This window comes from Xanthomonas sp. 3058 (genome assembly GCF_014199765.1).
In the GTDB taxonomy this organism is placed as follows: domain Bacteria; phylum Pseudomonadota; class Gammaproteobacteria; order Xanthomonadales; family Xanthomonadaceae; genus Xanthomonas; species Xanthomonas campestris_B.
Genome location: NZ_JACHOF010000001.1, coordinates 902,068 through 921,110 on the forward strand (window position 1 = coordinate 902,068; position 19,043 = coordinate 921,110).

At 66.2% G+C, this 19,043-nt stretch carries 12 protein-coding genes; 8 read left to right on the top strand and 4 right to left on the bottom strand.

Features of this window, described 5'->3' with window-relative positions; all coding sequences use genetic code 11:
• The first annotated feature begins 142 nt into the window (after window positions 1–142).
• Window positions 143–424 (top strand): hypothetical protein, encoded by a 282-nt coding sequence (locus GGR61_RS04025; protein ID WP_184407502.1) that lies wholly within the window; start codon window positions 143–145, stop codon window positions 422–424.
• A gap of 836 nt (window positions 425–1,260) precedes the next feature.
• Here the strand turns inward: GGR61_RS04025 and GGR61_RS04030 are convergent.
• A complete protein-coding gene (locus GGR61_RS04030; RefSeq protein ID WP_184407501.1) occupies window positions 1,261–2,457 on the bottom strand; it encodes a GAF domain-containing sensor histidine kinase in 1,197 nt (398 codons plus the stop codon).
• Between the two features lie 291 nt (window positions 2,458–2,748).
• Between GGR61_RS04030 and GGR61_RS04035 the strand changes: the two genes are divergently transcribed.
• The 3 genes from GGR61_RS04035 to GGR61_RS04045 all read left to right on the top strand — a co-directional run bounded on the left by GGR61_RS04035 (window position 2,749) and on the right by GGR61_RS04045 (window position 7,193).
• Complete coding sequence (locus tag GGR61_RS04035) at window positions 2,749–3,189, top strand: DUF2946 family protein (RefSeq protein ID WP_184620501.1); 441 nt, start codon at window positions 2,749–2,751, stop codon at window positions 3,187–3,189.
• A gap of 420 nt (window positions 3,190–3,609) precedes the next feature.
• Entirely contained in the window at window positions 3,610–5,613 is a 2,004-nt protein-coding gene (locus GGR61_RS04040) for a TonB-dependent receptor (protein ID WP_184620557.1), read from the top strand.
• Window positions 5,613–7,193 (top strand): PepSY domain-containing protein, encoded by a 1,581-nt coding sequence (locus GGR61_RS04045; protein WP_184620502.1) that lies wholly within the window; start codon window positions 5,613–5,615, stop codon window positions 7,191–7,193. Before GGR61_RS04040 ends, GGR61_RS04045 begins: the two co-directional genes overlap by 1 nt.
• Here the strand turns inward: GGR61_RS04045 and GGR61_RS04050 are convergent, their stop codons facing one another.
• The 3 genes from GGR61_RS04050 to GGR61_RS04060 all read right to left on the bottom strand — a co-directional run bounded on the left by GGR61_RS04050 (window position 7,194) and on the right by GGR61_RS04060 (window position 11,578).
• Window positions 7,194–7,919: a phosphoadenylyl-sulfate reductase gene (locus GGR61_RS04050; RefSeq protein ID WP_184620503.1), complete on the bottom strand. Its 726-nt coding sequence runs from the start codon at window positions 7,917–7,919 to the stop codon at window positions 7,194–7,196. It lies immediately after the preceding gene.
• Window positions 7,916–9,622, bottom strand: coding sequence for an assimilatory sulfite reductase (NADPH) hemoprotein subunit (gene cysI, locus GGR61_RS04055; protein ID WP_184620504.1), 1,707 nt, complete (start codon window positions 9,620–9,622; stop codon window positions 7,916–7,918). The genes GGR61_RS04050 and cysI overlap by 4 nt, the downstream gene beginning before the upstream one ends.
• Before the next feature lie 108 nt (window positions 9,623–9,730).
• Window positions 9,731–11,578, bottom strand: coding sequence for an assimilatory sulfite reductase (NADPH) flavoprotein subunit (locus GGR61_RS04060; protein ID WP_184620505.1), 1,848 nt, complete (start codon window positions 11,576–11,578; stop codon window positions 9,731–9,733).
• 180 nt (window positions 11,579–11,758) lie between these two features.
• Between GGR61_RS04060 and cysD the strand changes: the two genes are divergently transcribed.
• From cysD to GGR61_RS04080, 4 genes are all read left to right on the top strand, one after another.
• On the top strand, window positions 11,759–12,667 hold the full coding sequence (cysD, locus tag GGR61_RS04065) for a sulfate adenylyltransferase subunit CysD (protein ID WP_184407495.1): 909 nt from the start codon (window positions 11,759–11,761) through the stop codon (window positions 12,665–12,667).
• A gap of 59 nt (window positions 12,668–12,726) precedes the next feature.
• Window positions 12,727–14,640, top strand: coding sequence for a sulfate adenylyltransferase subunit CysN (gene cysN / locus GGR61_RS04070; RefSeq protein WP_184620506.1), 1,914 nt, complete (start codon window positions 12,727–12,729; stop codon window positions 14,638–14,640).
• 118 nt (window positions 14,641–14,758) lie between these two features.
• On the top strand, window positions 14,759–15,826 hold the full coding sequence (locus GGR61_RS04075) for an efflux RND transporter periplasmic adaptor subunit (protein ID WP_184620507.1): 1,068 nt from the start codon (window positions 14,759–14,761) through the stop codon (window positions 15,824–15,826).
• On the top strand, window positions 15,823–18,948 hold the full coding sequence (locus tag GGR61_RS04080; RefSeq protein ID WP_184620508.1) for an efflux RND transporter permease subunit: 3,126 nt from the start codon (window positions 15,823–15,825) through the stop codon (window positions 18,946–18,948). The genes GGR61_RS04075 and GGR61_RS04080 overlap by 4 nt, the downstream gene beginning before the upstream one ends.
• The last annotated feature ends 95 nt before the right edge of the window (window positions 18,949–19,043 follow it).

Sequence of the window (19,043 nt, forward strand, 5' to 3'; positions counted from 1 at the left end):
GCGCAGCCGCACGGGTTGCGCGGCTCGGGCCCGACGCCCGCAGGCACTGCAGACTCGTACACTGCACTTCCAACGTGCGACGCGCTCCCGTTTCAGCGCTGCCCACGCATACCGCCCTGTCAGCCCCGAGGCACTGCCACCGATGAACGAGACACTGCGCCCGCCGCTGAGCAGGCTATGGTCGCCCGACCAGGACGGCGGCATGTCGTTGCAGCTGTCGGCCACCGTGGATGGGCGCGAGCACGCGGTGCTGACCGTCGTGGCCGATGCGCAGGACGAATCGCTGTGGATCGCGCTGCCTGCCGGCGGCACGCAGGTACAGATTCCACTGGCCGTATTGCGGCAGGTGCTGGAGGTGGCGGCAGAAGAGGTGCACTCGGCGGCATGGTTCGCGCGTCAGGATGCGGACGATTTCGAGGCCTGAGGTGCGGGGATTCGGGAGTGGGGGAGTGGGGGTTACGAGAGCCAGGGCATGCGGCTCCGTCGATCGGCGTGGAGACGGAACCGCTGCTGCGATCCTTGGCCTCCCGCCTCCCGCCTCCCGCCTCCCGCCTCCCGAATCCCGAATCCCGAATCCCGAATCCCGAATCCCGAATCCCGAATCCCGAATCCCGCCTCCCGCCTCCCGCCTCCCGCCTCCCGAATCCCGAATCCCGAATCCCGAATCCCGAATCCCGAATCCCGAATCCCGAATCCCGAATCCCGAAATTGCTGCGCCGCAGCGTGTTCGCTCTGAAGAAAATCCATTGCGATCAAGGGGATGCGTGCGTCGCCTGGCGAGTGAGGAGCCTTGCTGTCGGTGATTTTCCCCTACCCATGTCAGGGCCGCCGGGCCGGCGTCAGCGCCGTCCATCAAGTTGGGCCTGGCGCTGTCGTAAATACTTATAGCAGCCATAACACGACACTTTCAGACGTCTAGGGGTGGACGGCGCAGGACCGGCAATGCAGAGAGCGCAGGGTCGGTCGGTTTGGGTGTCGTCGAGGGTTGCTAGCGCTGTCGCATCATCGTTGCGCGAGGCTGCGCGACGACGCGGCTGGCGCACCCGGGTCCCTGGGGAGAGGCCTGGCGTGCTTGGCGGCGGATCCAGGTCGGGAGCCTGGATCCGCCTTTTTTTTGCGCGACATGACGTCGGCGCCACGATGCCGTCGGTCTGTCGCCAACGTGGCCGACGTGCGAGCGGCATGCCGCGCCGGAATACCACAGTGGCCCTGCGCAACCGCTCACCGTGCCGCCGTGCGCACCGCTGGAAACGCCTGGACTCAGGCCAGCGGGATACGCACCGAGAAACAGGTGCCACCCTGCGCACGCGCGCGGACATCGATCTCGCAGCCGAGCGTTTCGGCGGTGCGGTGCACGATCCACAGCCCGATGCCGAGCCCGTCGCTGCGCGGGTCGGCCTGGCGGAATGCCTGGAACACCTGCTCGGGCTGATCCAGATTCAAACCGATGCCGCTGTCGATGATTTCCACCACCGCATGGCCGGGCCGGCGCCGGGTGCCGACCAGCACGCGTCCGCGCTCGGTGTACTTGATGGCATTGCCGACCAGGTTGCCGATCAAGGTGGTCAGCAAGGTGGGGTGGCTGCGCACACGTAGCGAGGTGGGCACATGGCGCAGCGACAGACCCTTGTCGATCGCCGGTTGCCGCCACACCCCCAGCACCGCATGTACGACATCTTCCAGCGGGATCGACTGCATATCCGGTGTGGCGGTCTTGCTGGCTGCCGCCAGCGTGGCCAGCTCGTCCAGGCTGCGCGCCACCAGGCCGATGGCGTCGCGTGCGGTCACCAGGTTCGGAATGGATTCGACATTGGCATGCCTGCGCATCTTGTCGATGGCGTAGGCGGCAGTGCGCAGCGGGGTCTTCAGGTCATGCCCGGCGATGGCCATCAGGCGGCTGCGGTAGCGGTCGGACTCTTCGGCAAGCAGCAGCGCGCGGCGCAGTTCCAGCTGCGCCATGGTCTGGCGTGCCAGCGCCTTCAGCGCTTCGACCTGTTCGTCGGTGAGTTGGCGCGGTTGCCGGTCCAGCACGCAGACCGTGCCCAACGGCAGGCCGTCGGCGGTTTTGAGCAGTGCGCCGGCATAGAAATACAGCGGCGATTCGCCGGTGACCAGCGGGTTGCGCGCAAAGCGAACGTCGCGGCGCGTGTCGGGCACCACCAGCACGTCGTTGTCCAGCAGCGCATGCGCGCACATCGACTTGAACAGTGGTGTCTCGCGCTCGCCCATGCCGCGCTCGCTCTTGAACCACTGGCGGTCGGCGTCCACCAGACTGATCAGGGCGATCGGGGTCTGGCAGATGATCGACGCCAGCCGGGTGATGTCCTCGAAGGCCGCCTCACGGGGGGTATCGAGAATGCCGTAACTACGTAGCGCCTGCAGACGCATCGCTTCGCTGGGCGGTTTTGGCGCGCAGGGAAGCGGCTCAGCCGCTGGATCGGACAGGACGATGCTCATGCGCGCGCAGGATGCGAAAAAAGAGAGCGATAAGCATAGGGCATGGACAGGCCCGGCATGTGTGCACGGTCACGCCCGCAATGGGAACTGTGACCGCCAGCGCGGGCAACCGGGCGCGAGCGCATATCGGTGATGACGCATGGTGTGTGGCGGTCCGGTGGATAGTGCTGGGCTGAAGGAATGGGTAGGGCACTGCAGCTGGCCACGCAGGCCGTCGGCGGGGTGCGACATCTGGTCGCGTCTCCGGCCGCGCCCATCGCGCCTGCGGTATCGGCGGCTTACACTCGCCCGATGCGTTCGCTGCGTGACCACCGTTGGCTGCACCTGCTTGCCTTTCTGGCGGTGGCGCTGATGCTGGTGGCGCCGCTGATCAGCCGCTGGAGCCAGGCGCGGCCCTCCGAGCCGATGTGCGTAAGCGCGCCGGAACAGGCCGCCGGCGCGCTGCACGCCGGCCATCCGGCCATGACGATGCAGCCTGTGGCGCCCCAGCACGACAGCGCGCCACCGATCCGGCAACACGCCGGTGACCACGACGCGGCCACGCACGGCCAAGCCTGCGATTACTGCGGACTGGCTGCGCGCCTGCTGCCATGGCTGGCGCTGGTGGTGCTGTGCCTGCTGCAACTGCGGCCATCGCCGGTTGCGGTACACGTCAAGACGCGGACGTGGTCGGCCCTGCGCTGGGCTGGCCTTGGGGCACGCGGGCCGCCGCTGCACGCTCGGCACGTGTGATTCCCTTTGAGGTGGGTGCGAAGCGGCCCGTGACGCGTTGAGATGACGCGTACCCCAGTTTCGACGCGCTACAGGGCAATTGCCGGTAGGTGGTCGTTGGCGGCACGCGGCGTGCACTGCGTCTGCGTTGGCGGCCAGCCAACGTCGGCGGCACGCGGCACCGGTCTGGTCCCGTTGCCGGCCGATGCATCGCCTCTCAACCGGCATCACACGCGCCACGTCTTGCCCCAGTGCGAGCGTTTGTTCCATCCATCGTGACCATAAAGGCCCGCAAGCTCGGCCTGCAGGCACGTCAGGGAAGGGCGACGCGTTCCCCGATCGAGTGATGCCCGTGCCCGCCGCAGTCGCTGCGGTGCACGGCGGTGGTGCCGTGCCGGCACGGCAAAGGGTTTGGTCATGCGTTTACGGTTGTTGAAAACGATGTGGTACGCGCCGTCGTTGGCGCTGGTGTGGGGCCCGGCCTGCGGTGTGCAGGCGCAGGATGCGGCGTTGACGCTGGGCAAGGTGCAGGTGAGCGCGCAGGCCCAGCGCAGCCCGAGTACGGCGCGCGTGCTGAGTTCGGTGGATGTGATCGGTGGCGAGCTGCTGCACGATCAACACGTGGACTACAGCTGGGAATTGCTGATGCGTGCGCCGGGTGTGCAGGTGACCCAGTTCCGGATGGGCACCGATGCGGGGCGGTTTTCGTTCCGTGGCTTCAATGGCGAAGGGCGCATCAATGCGGTGAAGCTGCTGATCGACGGTATTCCCAGCAACGACAACGCGGGCGGTATGCCGTATCTGGATGCGGTGTTTGCGCAGGACATCAGCGCGATCGAGATCGTGCGCGGCACCAACGATGCGCGTTATGGCTTGAACGCAATCGCCGGCAGTGTGGATGTGCTGACGCGTACCGGCGGCAACGATGGCCGCTTGAGCGTCACCGGCGGTAGCTTCGGTGCGCGCGAGGTGCAGCTGAGCAAGGGCATCGAACACGGTGCGTGGAGTCAGAACTATGTGTTGGCCTGGCGCGACTCCGATGGTTACCGCGACCATGCCGACGCCCGCAAACGCAGCGTCGCAGGCAAGTGGTTCTACACCGACCCCGATGGCGCGTTTCGTGCCGGGCTGACCACGCGTTACTTCGATAACCACGCGCTGGAAGCCGGCTATCTGGATGCGGCTACCGCACGTGCGGCGCCACGCAGTTCGCCGACCTATGCGCAAGACGATCGCAGCGAGCGCCGAGTGCGGCAGACCGCGTTGCATGCCGATGGCACGCTGGCTGCCGATGCGCAATGGAGCGCGAAGGCCTACCAGAACGACTACCGCAATCAGCGTTGGGTGCGGTTTTCCGAAGCGGGTTTGCAGCAGGAACGCGATACCGATGAAACCCATCGCGGGCTGCTGTTGCGCGGCAACTGGCAACCGGCGTGGGGCGTGCTGGCCGCCAATCTCGAAGCCGGCGTGGATGCGCAGTGGCAGGACAACCAGTCGCAGCGTTACCGCACTGCGGCACGTGTGCGCGGTGCCCAATTGCGCGATTGGGATTACGACCTGCGTACACGCGGCGCCTATGTACAGGCGGTGCTGACACCGCTTGCGCGCCTGCAGTTGGTGCCGGGCTATCGCATCGATCGCGTCGATGGCGAGCTGCACGATATCCTCGCCGGCCTGTACGCACCCACCTACGACTACGGCACGATCAAGCAGCCCAAGTTCAGTGCCAGCTATCAACTGGCCGAGCAGAGCAGCGTGTACGCGAACTGGGGCCGCACGTTTCAGATCGGCAGTGGCGATGGTGCGTATCGGCGCCAGCCAGGCAACCTGGGGCCATCGATCAACGACGGTTGGGAGGCCGGCTTCAAGTTCGCGCCATCGGCGCTGCTGGATGGACGCGTGGCGTATTGGGAGCAACGCGCCTCCGGCGAAGTGGCGACCATTCTGGGCGTGAACGGGGTTGCCGGCGTCGGCGATGTCGCCAACGTCGGACGCACGTTGCGGCGCGGCTGGGATGCGCAAGTGAATCTGCAACCGGCCGAACACTGGCGTGCGTGGATGTCGTATTCGCGGCAGAAGGCCAGCATCGCCACACCCGACCCCAGCGCGCCGGCCACGCGCGGCAAGGAGATCGAAAACGTGCCGCACTGGCTGGCGACCGCCGGGCTTGAGTGGCAGCTCAATCCGGCGGTGCAGCTGAGCGCGTGGGGCAATGCGCAAGGCGACTACTACCTGGAACGCAGCAATACGCTGGGCCGCACCGGTGGCTACGCCTTGCTCAATCTCGGCGCGCGCTGGACGCTGAATGCGCGTCATGCGCTCAGTGCGCAGCTGCGTAACGTCACCGACCGCGCGTATGTGTACGCCTGGTACGACAGCGGCAGTTCCGGCTATTCGCCAGGCGATGGGCGTGCGCTGTCGCTGTCGTGGGACTGGAGCTTCTGATGCGCGTATCGACGGCAGAGGGCGCGCGTGCGCAGACGAGCCAGGACAGCCGCTGGCGCTTCTATCGCGCGGTGTGGCGCTGGCATTTCTACGCCGGTTTGCTGGTGCTGCCCTTCATCATCTGGCTGGCGCTGACCGGCGCGGCGTTTCTGTACCAGGATGCGATCGATCGCAGCGTGCATCATGCGTTGAAAGTCGTGCCGGTGGGCGAGGTGCGCATCTCCGCGCAGCGCTTGGTCGATGCGGCGCAGCGCCACTATGGCGGCACGCTGTTTCGCTACACCACGCCCAGGCAGGCAGACGCCAGCGCCGAAATCGGCTTGGTCGATGCGCATGGTGTGCGCCAGGTGGCCTATGTCGATCCGTATCGTGCACGCGTGCTCGGTACGTTGCCCGAGCATGGCACCCTGGCCTGGACGATCCGTCGGTTGCACAGTCTTGAGTTGATCGGGCCATTTGCGCGCGGGCTGATCGAGATGGCGGCGGGTTGGGCGATCGTGCTGGTGCTGACCGGCGTGTATCTGTGGTGGCCGCGCGGGCGCCGTGGCGGGGTGGTCAGCGTGCGCGGCAAGCCGGCGCAGCGGCTGTTCTGGCGCGACCTGCATGCGGTCACCGGTGCGGGCGTTGGCGCGGTATTGCTGTTCCTGGCGCTGACCGGAATGCCGTGGTCGTGGCTGTGGGGCGCGCAGGTCAATCGCTGGGTCAATGGGCATGATTTCGGGTATCCGGCCGGTCTGCGGGTGCAGCAGCCGATGTCGGAGCAGCGGCTGGCCGATACGACAGATCCGGCGTGGTCGTTGCGGCAGGCGCACGTCCCGGAGTCTGGTGTGCCGGGACGTGGGCCTGGTGCGCCAGAGGAACGCTTGCATGACGGGCAAGCGGGCGGGTCGCAGGCGGATGCGATGCGTGCGGCCGATCTTCATTCCACGCCCCGCTTCGCGCTAGCAGAACACCCGGAACATTCGGAGCACTTGGAACATTCGGAACATTCGCAGCCCACTGAAGGCGCAGAGCACACAGAACATGCAGCTCACGGTGGCGTCGGCAGTGTCGCTGCGCCGGGGATTGGCGCGATTGGGCTGGATGCGGCGATGGCACGCTTCGATGCGCTCGGCATCGTGCCGGGCTATAGCGTGTCGCCGCCGCGTGGCGCGACCGGCGTGTATACCGCCTCGGTATATCCAGCCGACCTGCAACGTCAGCGGGTGATCCATCTGGACCAATACAGCGGGGCGGTGCTGCTCGACATGACTTACGGCGACTACGGTCCGGTGGGGCGCGCGCTGGAATGGGGCATCAATGTGCATCTGGGCCAGCAATACGGCACTGCCAATCAACTGATCCTGCTGTTGGCCTGCGCGGCGATCGTGCTGCTGTGCGTGAGCGCAGCGGTGATGTGGTGGAAACGTCGCCCGGTCGGTGGACTGGGCGTGCCGCCATTGCCGGCCGATCCGCGCACGCTGCGCGGTCTGATGCTGGCATTGGTGATCTGCGGGCTGATCTTCCCGCTGGTCGGTGCGTCGTTGCTGCTGATGTGGCTGCTGGATCGGTACTGGTTCGGCCGGATGCAGCGCGGTTGATCAGATGTCTTCGTGGATGCCGCACTCGCGCTTCAGCCCGAAGAAGCGCGTGTCTTCTTCGCGCATGCCCGGTTCCCAGCGGCGGGTGGTGTGGAAGTCGCCGATCGACACGTAGCCTTGTTCCCACAGCGGGTGATACGGCAGGTCGTGCGCCTGCAGGTATTGCCACACGTCGCGGTCGGTCCAGTCGGCGATCGGGCTGATCTTGTAGCGCTCGCCACGCTTCTGCACGATCGGCGTCTGCGCGCGTCCACCGGACTGGCTGCGGCGCAAGCCGGTGAACCATGTGCCGACGTTGAGCTCGTCCAGGGCGCGCCGCATCGGCTCGACCTTGCGCAGGTTGTTGTACTGATCGATGCCCACCATGCCTTGTTCCCACAAGCGACCATGGCGCGCCTCCATCCAGGCACGGCTGACCAGCGGGCGATACACCTTGAGGTTGAGCTTGAGGCGGTCGGCCAGCGTGTCGGCGAAGCGGTAGGTTTCCGGGAACAGGTAGCCGGTGTCGATCAGGATCACCGGAATGTCGGGGCGTTGCTGGGTGAGCAGGTGCAGCGTGACCGCCGATTGCGCGCCGAAGCTGGACGACAGCGCCGCGTCCTGCGGGCCGTGCTGCAACGCCCAGGCCACGCGTTCGTCGGCACGCAGGCCTTCCAGCTGCGCGTTGAGTGTGTCCAGGTCGTTCAGCGCGGAAAGTGCGATCGATGCAGCGGGCAGCGCGGTCATGCGAGCAATTCCAGGTCTAGGTGACGGTGCGTGGGATAGGGCGGCAGGGCGATCAGGCCACGGCGATGCAGGAAATCGCCGAAGCCTTCGTCGCCGGCCTGGTCGCGTTCGGCCGCATAGCGGGCCAGCAATAGCTCCAGTTCCGCGAGGATCTCCGCTTCGGTGATGTTTTCGCGGTACAGCGTGTTCAAGCGCTGGCCACGGCGATCGCCACCGAGCATCAGGTTGTAGCGCCCCGGGGCTTTGCCGACCAGCGCGATCTCGGCCAGATACGGGCGCGAGCACCCATTCGGGCAACCGGACAGGCGCAACACAATTGGGGTGTCGGCCAAGCCGTGCCGCTCCAGCAGCGGCTGCAAGGCCGCGCTGAAGTCGGGCAGATACCGCTCGGCTTCGGCCATCGCCAGGCCGCAGGTGGGCAGCGCCACGCAGGCCATCGCGCCGCGCGCCAGCGCGGTGGGTGCGCGATTGCCGGCATCCAGGCCGTGTTGCGCAACCAGGGCATCGACGCGCGCGCGTGCGTCGGCCGGTATGCCGGCGATGACCAGGTTCTGGTTGGGCGTCATGCGGAATTGCCCAACGTTCAATTGCGCAATCGCGCGCAGGCCGCTCAGATGCGCAACGGTGTCGGTATCGGCGATGCGCCCGGCCGGCAGCGACAGGGTCAGGTGCCACAGCCCGTGTTCGCCCTCGACCCAGCCATAACGATCGCCGTTGTGCTTGAAGGCGAACGGCCTTGCAGGTTGCAGCGCAAAGCCTGCACGCCGTTCGATCTCGGCCACGATGGTGTCCAGGCCGTGATCGTCGATGGTGTACTTGAAGCGCGCGCGTTTACGTACCGCCCGGTTGCCGAAGTCGCGCTGGGTGGTGACCACGGCGGTGGCGACATCCAGCAGCTGATCGCGGCTGACGAACCCAACGACATTGGCCACGCGCGGCCAGGTTTCCGCATCGCCGTGGCTGGCGCCCATGCCGCCGCCGATGCTGACGTTGTAGCCGAGCAACTCACCCGCGTGCAGGATCGCGATAAAGCCCAGGTCGTTGGCGAACACGTCCACATCGTTGAGCGGCGGTGCGGCGAAACCGATCTTGAATTTACGCGGCAGATAGCGGTCGCCGTAGATCGGTTCCTCTTCACTGCCGGAGCCGGATACACGTTCTTCGTCCAGCCAGATCTCGTAATACGCCCGGGTGTTGGGCAACAGGTGCTCGGACACCCGCGCGGCATCGGCATACAGCGTGGCATGCGCCTGCGACAGCAGCGGGTTGGCGGCCACTTGCACATTGCGATTGACATCGCCGCAGGCGGCCAGTGTATCGATCAAGGTCGCGTTGATCGCCTGCATGGTCGCCTTGAGTTCGCGCTTGATCACGCCATGGAACTGGAACGCCTGGCGGGTGGTGATGCGCAGCGAGTGATTGGCGTACCGCGTAGCGATGCCATCCAGCGCCAGCCACTGCGTGGGCGAGATCACCCCGCCCGGCGTGCGCGTGCGGATCATGAACTGATACGCCGGTTCGAGCTTCTGCCGACGCCGCTCATCGCGGATATCGCGGTCGTCCTGCTGGTAGCTGCCGTGGTACTTGATCAGCGTCTGATCGTCCTCGCGCAACGCGCCGGTCACCGCATCGGCCAGGCTCTGTTCCAGCGACCCGCGCAGACGGCGACTTTCGGATTTGATGTCTTCGACGGAATGGGTCATGGGAATCGGGAGTCGGGAATGGGGAATCGTAAAAAGCGGTGTGGTCTATCGAGATATGTCAGTTGAGGGCTGTACCGATTCCCGATTCCCCACTCCCGATTCCCGGCACTAATAGACATCGCGCGCATACCGCCCCTCCACTTGCAAACGGGTGAGATACGCGGCGGCGGCTTCCGCATCCAGGGCGCCGTGGGTGGCGACGATATCCAGCAGCGCGGCATGCACGTCCTTGCCCATGCCGATGGCCCCGCACACATACAGATGCGCGCCGCCTTGCAGCCAGGCATAGACCTCGGCGCCGCGCGCGCGCAGGCGATGTTGTACGTAGATCTTCTCCGCCTGGTCGCGCGAGAACGCCAGGTCCAGCGCGTGCAGTTCGCCGCGCTGCAAGGCCTGTTGCCACTCGGCCTGATACAGGAAATCGGTATTGAAATGCTGGGCGCCGAAGAACAGCCAGTTACGGCCCTTGGCGCCGGTTTCGGCGCGTTCCTGCACGAAGCCGCGAAACGGTGCCACGCCGGTGCCGGGACCGATCATCACGATGTCGCGATCCGGATCGGGCGGCACCCGGAAGCGTTCGTTCGGTTCGATATAGACCGGTGCGCTGTCGCCTTCGACAAGGGCGGCGAGAAAGCCGCTGGCCGAGCCCAGATGGGCATGGCCATGCGCGTGGTAACGGAGTTCGTCCACGACCAGGTGCACTTCCTCGCCCACGCGCTTGCGGCTGGAGGCGATCGAATACAGGCGTGGAGTGAGCGGACGCAAGGCGGCCAGCAGGCCGTCATGGTCCCAAGCCGCCGGCCAGCGTCGCAGCACGTCGATCACTTGATGATCGGCGAGCAACGACGCCAGGCCGGCAGTCTGGGTCGGGGTGAGTAGCGCCTGCAGGTCGTCGGCGCGCGCACGCTCGGCGTGTGCGGCCAACAGCGGCCGCGACAGCTTGCTCAGTTCGCGCCGGGTGGCCAGCCACTCGTTCAAGGGCAGAGTCTCGTCGCCGATGGTGACGGGGGCATGACCATCCAGGCGCAAAGTCTGCAGCACTGCATCCACCAACGCGGGCGGATTGCGGTGACGGATGCCCAGCGCATCGCCGGGCGCGTAGATCAGCCCACTGCCTTCCAGCGACAGTTCCAGGTGACGCACGCGCTTGCCGGGCGATGCATAGACGCGGAACCTCGGCCCCTTGAAGTCGCGCCCGCTGATGATCTGGTTGGCCAGCAGTTCGGCGGGGAACGGGTGTTGATGCGACCACACCGGCGCGGCCACGCCGCTGCGCAATGGCGTGACGGTGGCCGAGGGCGGGCCGTTCTTGAGGTGCTCGCGCGCATGCTTGAGCGCTTGTGCACGCCAGGGCGCAGCCACGCTGTCGATATCCAGATCGGCTTCGCCACGCGCCAGCACGCGGCTGCCGCCGAGTTCGGCCAAGCGGTCGTCGATGCGCTTTGCGATACCGCAAAAATCCGCGTAACTGGAATCGCCCAGCCCCAGCACGGCGTAGTTGAGCTCGGGTAGCTTGGGCGCGCGCCGGCTGGCCAGAAATTCCACCAGGGCGATCGCATCGTCCGGCGGGTCGCCTTCGCCCTGGGTGCTGATGACCACATAGAGCAGGCGCTCGCCGGCCAGTTCGCGGGTGGGGTACTGGTCCGCACGCTGCAGGCGCACGCTCAGGCCCGCAGCGTCGGCCTCGGCCGCCAGGCGCTCGGCTTCCCGGCGCGCGTTGCCGGTCTGGCTGCCGTACAGCACGGTCAGGCGCTGGCTTTCCTGCGCCACGGCGTGCGGCTGGCCGCCCGGCAGTACCGCCAGCGAGCGCGGCGGCTGGCCTTGCGCCAGTCCGGCAGTGTAGCCGGACAGCCACCACAGCGATGCCGGATCCAGGCCGTCCACCAACCGGTCCAGCAGCGCCTTGCGCTCGTCGGGCAAGGGGCTGGGCGGTAGCGTCGAACTGGCGGCGGTCATTCGGGTCCGTGGGGCATCGATGAGACCAGTGATGGTAGGGAAGCGCCGCCGCCGCCAGAAAGGACCACCGGTTATCGCGTTATGCCGGGCGCTTATTTCAGCCCGATATCGCCTCCGCCACACACTGCGCTGCCTGGCCTACCATAGGCGGGCCCTGCTGCTCACGCCCCCGACGCTCCGATGACCCTGCAGCCCCTGTCCCACCTCGACCGACTCGAGGCCGAAAGCATCCACATCCTGCGCGAGGTCGCCGCCGAATTCCGGGCCCCGGTGATGCTGTATTCGGTGGGCAAGGACAGCTCGGTGCTGCTGCATCTGCTGCTCAAGGCGTTTGCCCCGTCGTCGCCACCGATCCCGTTGTTGCACGTGGACACGCGCTGGAAGTTCGGCGAGATGATCGCCTTCCGCGACCGCCGCGCCGCCGAGACCGGCGTGGACCTGCGCGTGCACATCAACCCGGACGGTATCGAACAGGGGATCGGCCCGATCAGCCATGGCGCGGCGGTGCATACCGATGTGATGAAGACCCAGGGGTTGAAGCAGGCGCTTGAGCAGGGCGGCTTCGATGCGGCGATCGGCGGCGCGCGCCGCGACGAGGAGAAATCACGCGCCAAGGAGCGCGTGTTCTCGTTCCGCAACGCACGCCATCGCTGGGACCCCAAGAATCAGCGCCCCGAGCTATGGAATCTCTATAACGCGCGCACCAAACCCGGCGAGAGCGTGCGCGTGTTTCCGCTGTCCAACTGGACCGAGCTGGATATCTGGCTGTACATTTACCGCGAGAAAATTCCGGTGGTGCCGCTGTATTTCGCCGCGCCGCGTCCGGTGGTGGAACGCGACGGTGCCTGGATCATGGTCGACGACGACCGCCTGCCGTTGCACGACGGCGAGACCCCGCAACTGCGCTCGGTGCGCTTCCGCACGCTGGGCTGCTATCCGCTGACCGGCGCGATCGAATCGACTGCAGACACGCTGGAAGCGGTGATCGCCGAAATGCTGGTCAGCACCAGCTCCGAACGCCAGGGCCGCATGATCGATCATGCGCCGGGTGCGTCGATGGAGCAGAAGAAGCTTGAGGGGTATTTTTGATGGGCCGGGAGTCGGGATTCGGGAATGGGGAATCGGAACAGCAGTTCGCCGCGAACGCGATGAGGGAGGAGACCGCCGTTGCGATTCCCGATTCCCGATTCCCCAATCCCGGCGCCATCGGCGCCTACCTGCATCGACACGAATCCAAGCCGTTGCTGCGCTTCATCACCTGCGGCAGCGTGGATGACGGCAAGAGCACATTGATCGGGCGCTTGTTGTACGACAGCAAGCGGCTGTTCGACGATCAACTGGCGGCGCTGGAAAGCGATAGCCGCCGGCATGGCACGCAAGGCGCGAGTATCGACTATGCGTTGTTGATGGATGGGCTGGCCGCCGAGCGCGAGCAGGGCATCACCATCGATGTGGCGTATCGCTACTTCGATACCGATCAGCGCAAGTTCATCGTCGCCGATTGCCCGGGGCATGAGCAGTACACGCGCAACATGGCCACCGGCGCATCCACCGCCGATGTTGCGGTGGTGCTGGTGGACGCGCGCAAGGGGCTGTTGGCGCAGACGCGCCGACACAGTTACATCGTGTCGTTGCTGGGCATTCGCCACGTGGTGCTGGCGGTCAACAAGATGGATCTGGTGGATTACGATGCGCAGGTGTTCGCCGAGATCGCCGATGGCTATCGTGCATTGGCCGCGCAGCTGGGCATTGCCGATGTGCAGTGCATTCCGCTGTCGGCATTGGCCGGCGAAAATCTGTCCAGCGCCTCGACGCGGATGCCGTGGTATGGCGGGCCGTATCTGCTGCAGCATCTCGAAACAGTGCAACTGGCGCCCGAGGCCGATAGCGGCTTCCGACTGCCGGTGCAGTGGGTCAATCGCCCCAATCCGCAGTTTCGTGGCTATGCCGGCACCATCGCGTCCGGGCAGGTGCGCGTGGGCGATGCGGTGGTGGTGGTGCCATCGGGGCGCCGCGCGCAGGTGGCATCGGTGTTGGATGCCGATGGCGAGGTGGACAGCGCACGTGCCGGCCAGGCCGTGACGCTGACCTTGCGCGAAGACATCGACATCAGTCGCGGCGACATCATCGCCGCCATCGACGACCCACCGGAAGTGGCCGACCAGTTCGCTGCGCATCTGCTGTGGATGGACGATGCCGCGTTGCTGCCGGGCCGCCCGTACTGGCTCAAGATCGGCACCCGCACGGTCACCGTGAGCATCAGCGAGATCAAGCACAAGGTCGATGTGAATACGCAGGATCGCCTGGCCGCCAAGCGGCTGGAGCTCAATGAGGTGGGCTACTGCAATCTGGCGCTGGACGAGCCCATCGCGTTTTCGCCGTATGCGCGCAGCCGCGTGCTCGGCGGGTTCATCCTGATCGACCGGCAGAGCAACGCCACGGTCGCCGCCGGGACGCTGCAATTTGCGCTGCGCCGCGCCGGCAACGTGCACTGGCAGCATCTGGACGTGGACCGCGCCGCGCGTGCGTACATCAAGGGCCAGACTCCGCGCGTGCTGTGGTTCACCGGCTTGTCCGGGGCGGGCAAATCCACCGTCGCCAATCTGGTGGACAAGCGGCTGCACGCACTGGGCCATCACACCTTCATCCTGGACGGCGACAACGTGCGCCACGGGCTCAACCGCGATCTGGGCTTCACCGACGAAGACCGCGTGGAAAATATCCGCCGCGTGGCCGAAGTGGCGCGGCTGATGGCCGACGCGGGCCTGATCGTGCTGGTGAGCTTCATTTCGCCGTTCCGTGCCGAACGGCAACTGGCGCGCGAGCGGTTCGACGACGGGGAATTCGTCGAGGTGTTCGTGGACGTGCCGCTCGCGGTCGCCGAGGCGCGCGACGTGAAGGGTCTGTACCGCAAGGCGCGGGCCGGGCAGATCCCCAACTTCACCGGCATCGATTCGCCATACGAGGCGCCGGACGCGCCGGAGATCCATCTTCACGCCGATGGTGAGAATGTAGAGGCGCTGGCGCACCAGGTGCTTGAGTTTCTCGGGCTGGACCGCTGACCAGCGCATCGCGCTGACGACGGCAAGGGTCTTTGGTCATGGTGCAAGCGCGCCCTTTCTGTCAACTCCATGGCGGCTAGGTCGTTAAACTTTCGACGTACCCCGCCAGGATGTTCCGATGCTTGTTCGACCCAGCGCGCGTTTTTGCGCCGCGCTCCTGTTGGCCGTTGTAGTGGCCGGCTGTAGCCGTCAGGCCGCCACGCCGGCCGCCGCCAAACCCATTCCGGTCTCTGTGCAGGCGGTGACCACCCAACCCTGGAATTCGACCGTGCAATCGATCGCCACCGTGCGTGCGCGCGAGTCGGTGGCGCTGACCGCAGCGGTGAGCGATGTGGTGGAGCAGGTCAATTTCGACAGCGGCGACGAGGTCAAGGCCGGGCAGTTGCTGCTGCGCCTGCGCGGCAATTCGCAGCAGGCGGCGTTGACTGCCGCACAGGCCACCTTCGAAGAAACCGACCAGTTGTATCGTCGGCAGCTGAGCCTGGTCGGCCAGCAGCTGGTGGCCAAATCCACGGTGGATACCCAGCGCGCCCTGCGCGACGCCGCACAGGCGCGGGTACAGCAGATGCGCGCGGAAATCACCGACCGCGAAGTGCGCGCGCCGTTTTCCGGCGTGCTGGGCATCCGCCAGATCAGCCCGGGTTCGTTGATTACATCGAGTACCGTGATCGCCACGCTGGACGATGTGGAACGTATGTACGTGGACTTCCAGGTGCCGGAATCGCAGTTCGGCCTGGTGCAGCTCGGCAATACCGTCAATGGCAGCGCGGCGGCGTACCCGGGCGAACAGTTCGAAGGCGTGGTGGCGGCGATCGATTCGCGTATCGACGAGACCACCCGCTCGGTGACGGTACGCGCGGACTTCCCCAACGGCGATCGCCGGCTGCGCCCGGGCATGTTGCTGGATGTGCGGTTGTTCCAGCCGGCGCGGCAGGCGGTGGTGATCCCGGAGATTGCGGTGGTGCAGGTGGGGCGCGAGTCCTACGTGTTCCGGGTCAAGCCCGACAGCAGCGTGGAGCGTGCCGATGTGCGCCTGGGCGAGCGGCGCGACGGCAAGGTGGAAATCCTGGAAGGCATCAAGCAAGGTGAGCGCATCGTGGTGGACGGCACCGGCAAGCTGCGTCCGGGCCTGAAGGTGGTCGATCAAGCCGCGCCGCCGCCGGCACGCCCGCAGGCAGCGCGATGAAACTTTCCGATCTGTCCATTACCCGCCCGGTGATGGCGGTGGTGATGAGCCTGTTGTTGATCGTGCTGGGGGTGATGTCGTTCACCCGGCTCACGCTGCGCGAGTTGCCGGCGATCGACCCGCCCATCGTGTCGGTGGATGTGGAATACACCGGTGCTTCGGCCGCGGTGGTGGAAAGCCGCATCACCCAGGTGCTGGAAGACGCGCTGGCGGGTATCGAAGGGATCGCCACCATCGAGGCGCGCAGCCGCAATGGGTCCTCGGATATCAGCATCGAATTCGTGCAGACGCGCGATATGGAGGCGGCCGCCAACGATGTGCGCGATGCGGTCAGCCGCGTCTCCGATCGCATGCCCGACCAGGCGCGCCCGCCGGAAATTTCCAAGGTCGAAGCCGACGCCGACCCGATCCTGTGGCTCAACATGAGCTCCAGCACGATGGATACCCTGCAGCTGTCCGACTACGCCGAGCGGTATGTGGTGGACCGCTTCTCCAGCCTGGATGGCGTGGCGCAGGTGCGTATTGGCGGACGTCAGCGCTATGCGATGCGCATCTGGCTGGACCGCGACCAGCTGGCCGCGCGCGCGCTCACCGTGGCCGACGTCGAAACCGCGCTGCAGAACGAAAATGTGGAGCTGCCGGCCGGCAGCATAGAATCGGCGCAGCGCGACTTCACCCTGCGCGTGGAGCGCAGTTATCTCAAGCCCGAAGACTTCGCCAAGCTGCCGCTCAGCAAGGGCGAGGGCGGCTATGTGGTGCGCCTGGGTGATGTGGCCAGGGTCGAGCTGACTTCGGCCGAACGACGCGCCTATTTCCAGAGCAACGGCGTGCCCAATGTGGGCCTGGGCATCGTGCGCAACTCCACCGCCAATGCGCTGGATGTGGCCCGCGAGGCGCGCGCGCAGGCCGAAGAAATACAGAAAACGCTGCCGCAGGGCACCAACATCTTCGTCGCCTTCGACACCACGACCTTCATCGACGCGGCGGTGGAGCGCGTGTACCACACGCTGGTCGAAGCGGTGGTGCTGGTGCTGGTGGTGATCTGGGTGTTCCTGGGCAGCGCACGTGCGGCCTTGATTCCGGCAGTGACGGTGCCGGTGTGCCTGATCGCCGCGTTCATCGCGCTGTACGCCTTCGATTTCTCGATCAACCTGCTGACCCTGCTGGCGCTGGTGCTGTGTATCGGCCTGGTGGTGGACGATGCCATCGTGGTGGTGGAAAACATCCAGCGCCGCATCGACCTGGGCGAGCCGCCATTGGTGGCCGCCAAGCGCGGGACCGGGCAGGTCGCCTTCGCGGTGATCGCCACCACTGCGGTGCTGGTGGCGGTGTTCCTGCCGGTGGGCTTCCTGGAAGGCAATACCGGGCGCCTGTTCCGCGAGCTGGCGGTGGCGTTGGCCGCAGCGGTAGCGATCTCGGCGTTCGTGGCGCTGACGCTGACGCCGATGATGTCGTCCAAGCTGCTGCGGTCGCACGGGCAGGCCAAGCCCAATCGTTTCCATCGCTGGTTCGATGGCCGCATGCAGGCGGTGTCCGGGGCATACGGGCGCTCGCTGGAGCGGCATGTGCACCGCACCTGGATCTTTGCGCTGTTGATGCTGTTGGCGCTGGGTGCCAGCGCCTGGCTGATGGGCCGCATTCCTTCCGAACTGGCGCCGGCCGAAGACCGCGGCAATTTCCAGATCATGATCGATGGCCCGGAAGGTGCCGGCTTCGATTACACCGTGGGGCAGATGCATCAGGTGGAAGACATCCTGCGCCCCTACGTGGGCCCGGACAAACCCATCGTGCGTGCCAACCCGCGCGTGCCCGGTGGCTTTGGCAGCAGCGAGGAAATGCATACCGGTCGCGTCAGCGTGTTCTTGCAGGACTGGCAAAAACGCAGCCGCCCCACCACCGAAGTGGCCGATGAGGTGCAGCAGAAACTCAACGTGCTCAGCGGCGTGCGCGCACGCACGCAGGTGAGCGGCGGGCTGGTGCGTAGCCGTGGGCAACCGTTCCAGCTGGTGCTGGGCGGGCCGGATTATGCGGAAATTGCGCAGTGGCGCGATCGTATCCTGCAGCGCATGGAAGCCAATCCGGGGCTGGTGGGCCCGGACTCGGACTACAAGGAAACCCGCCCGCAGATGCGCGTCAATATCGATCGTCTGCGCGCCGCCGATCTGGGCGTGTCGGTCACCGCGATCGGTGGCGCGCTGGAGGCGATGATGGGGTCGCGTCGCGTCACCACCTTCGTCGACAACGGCGAGGAATACGACGTCATGCTGCAGGCCGGCCGCGAAGGCCGCATGGCGCCGGAAGACCTCACCGCCATCCGCGTGCGTTCGATCCGTGGCGAGCTGATTCCGTTGTCCAACCTGGTCACGCTGAGCGAAGTGGCCGAAGCCGGTACTTTGAATCGCTTCAATCGCCTGCGCGCGATCACCATCAGCGCAGGCCTGGCGCCGGGCTACCCGCTCGGTGAGGCGATCGCCTGGGCGCAACAGGCTGCACGCGAGGAGTTGCCCGAGTACGCGCAGGTGGACTGGAAGGGCGAATCGCGCGAATACCAGCAATCCGGCAGCGCGGTGTTGCTGACCTTCGGCATGGCCTTGCTGGTGGTGTATCTGGTGCTGGCGGCGCAGTTCGAGAGCTTTGCGCATCCGCTGGTGATCATGCTCACCGTGCCGCTGGCGGTGTTGGGGGCGTTGGTCGGCTTGTGGCTCACCGGAGGCACGCTCAATTTGTTCAGTCAGATCGGCATCGTGATGCTGGTGGGCCTGGCGGCCAAGAACGGCATCCTGATCGTGGAGTTCGCCAATCAGTTGCGCGACGAAGGCCGCAGCGTGCATGCGGCGATCGTGGAATCGGCATCGGTGCGCCTGCGTCCGATCCTGATGACCTCGATCGCCACCGTGGTCGGTGCGATTCCGCTGGTGGTGGCCGGCGGGCCCGGCTCGGCCAGCCGTGCCACCATCGGTGTGGTGGTGATCTTCGGCGTGTCGCTGTCCACGCTGCTGTCGCTGTACGTGGTGCCGGCGTTCTACAGTTTGATCGCGCCATTCACCAAATCGCCCGAAGCGGTGGCGCGCGCGCTGGAGACGCTGGAGGCGCAGACGCCGTCGGTGGGTGGGCACGCCTGAGTCATGGCGTCGGGAGACCGGCGCAATGACGAAGGTCACATGACAGTCATGCCCGGCTATGGTGGACTTCGACGGTTACCCTGACCGGAATCGCC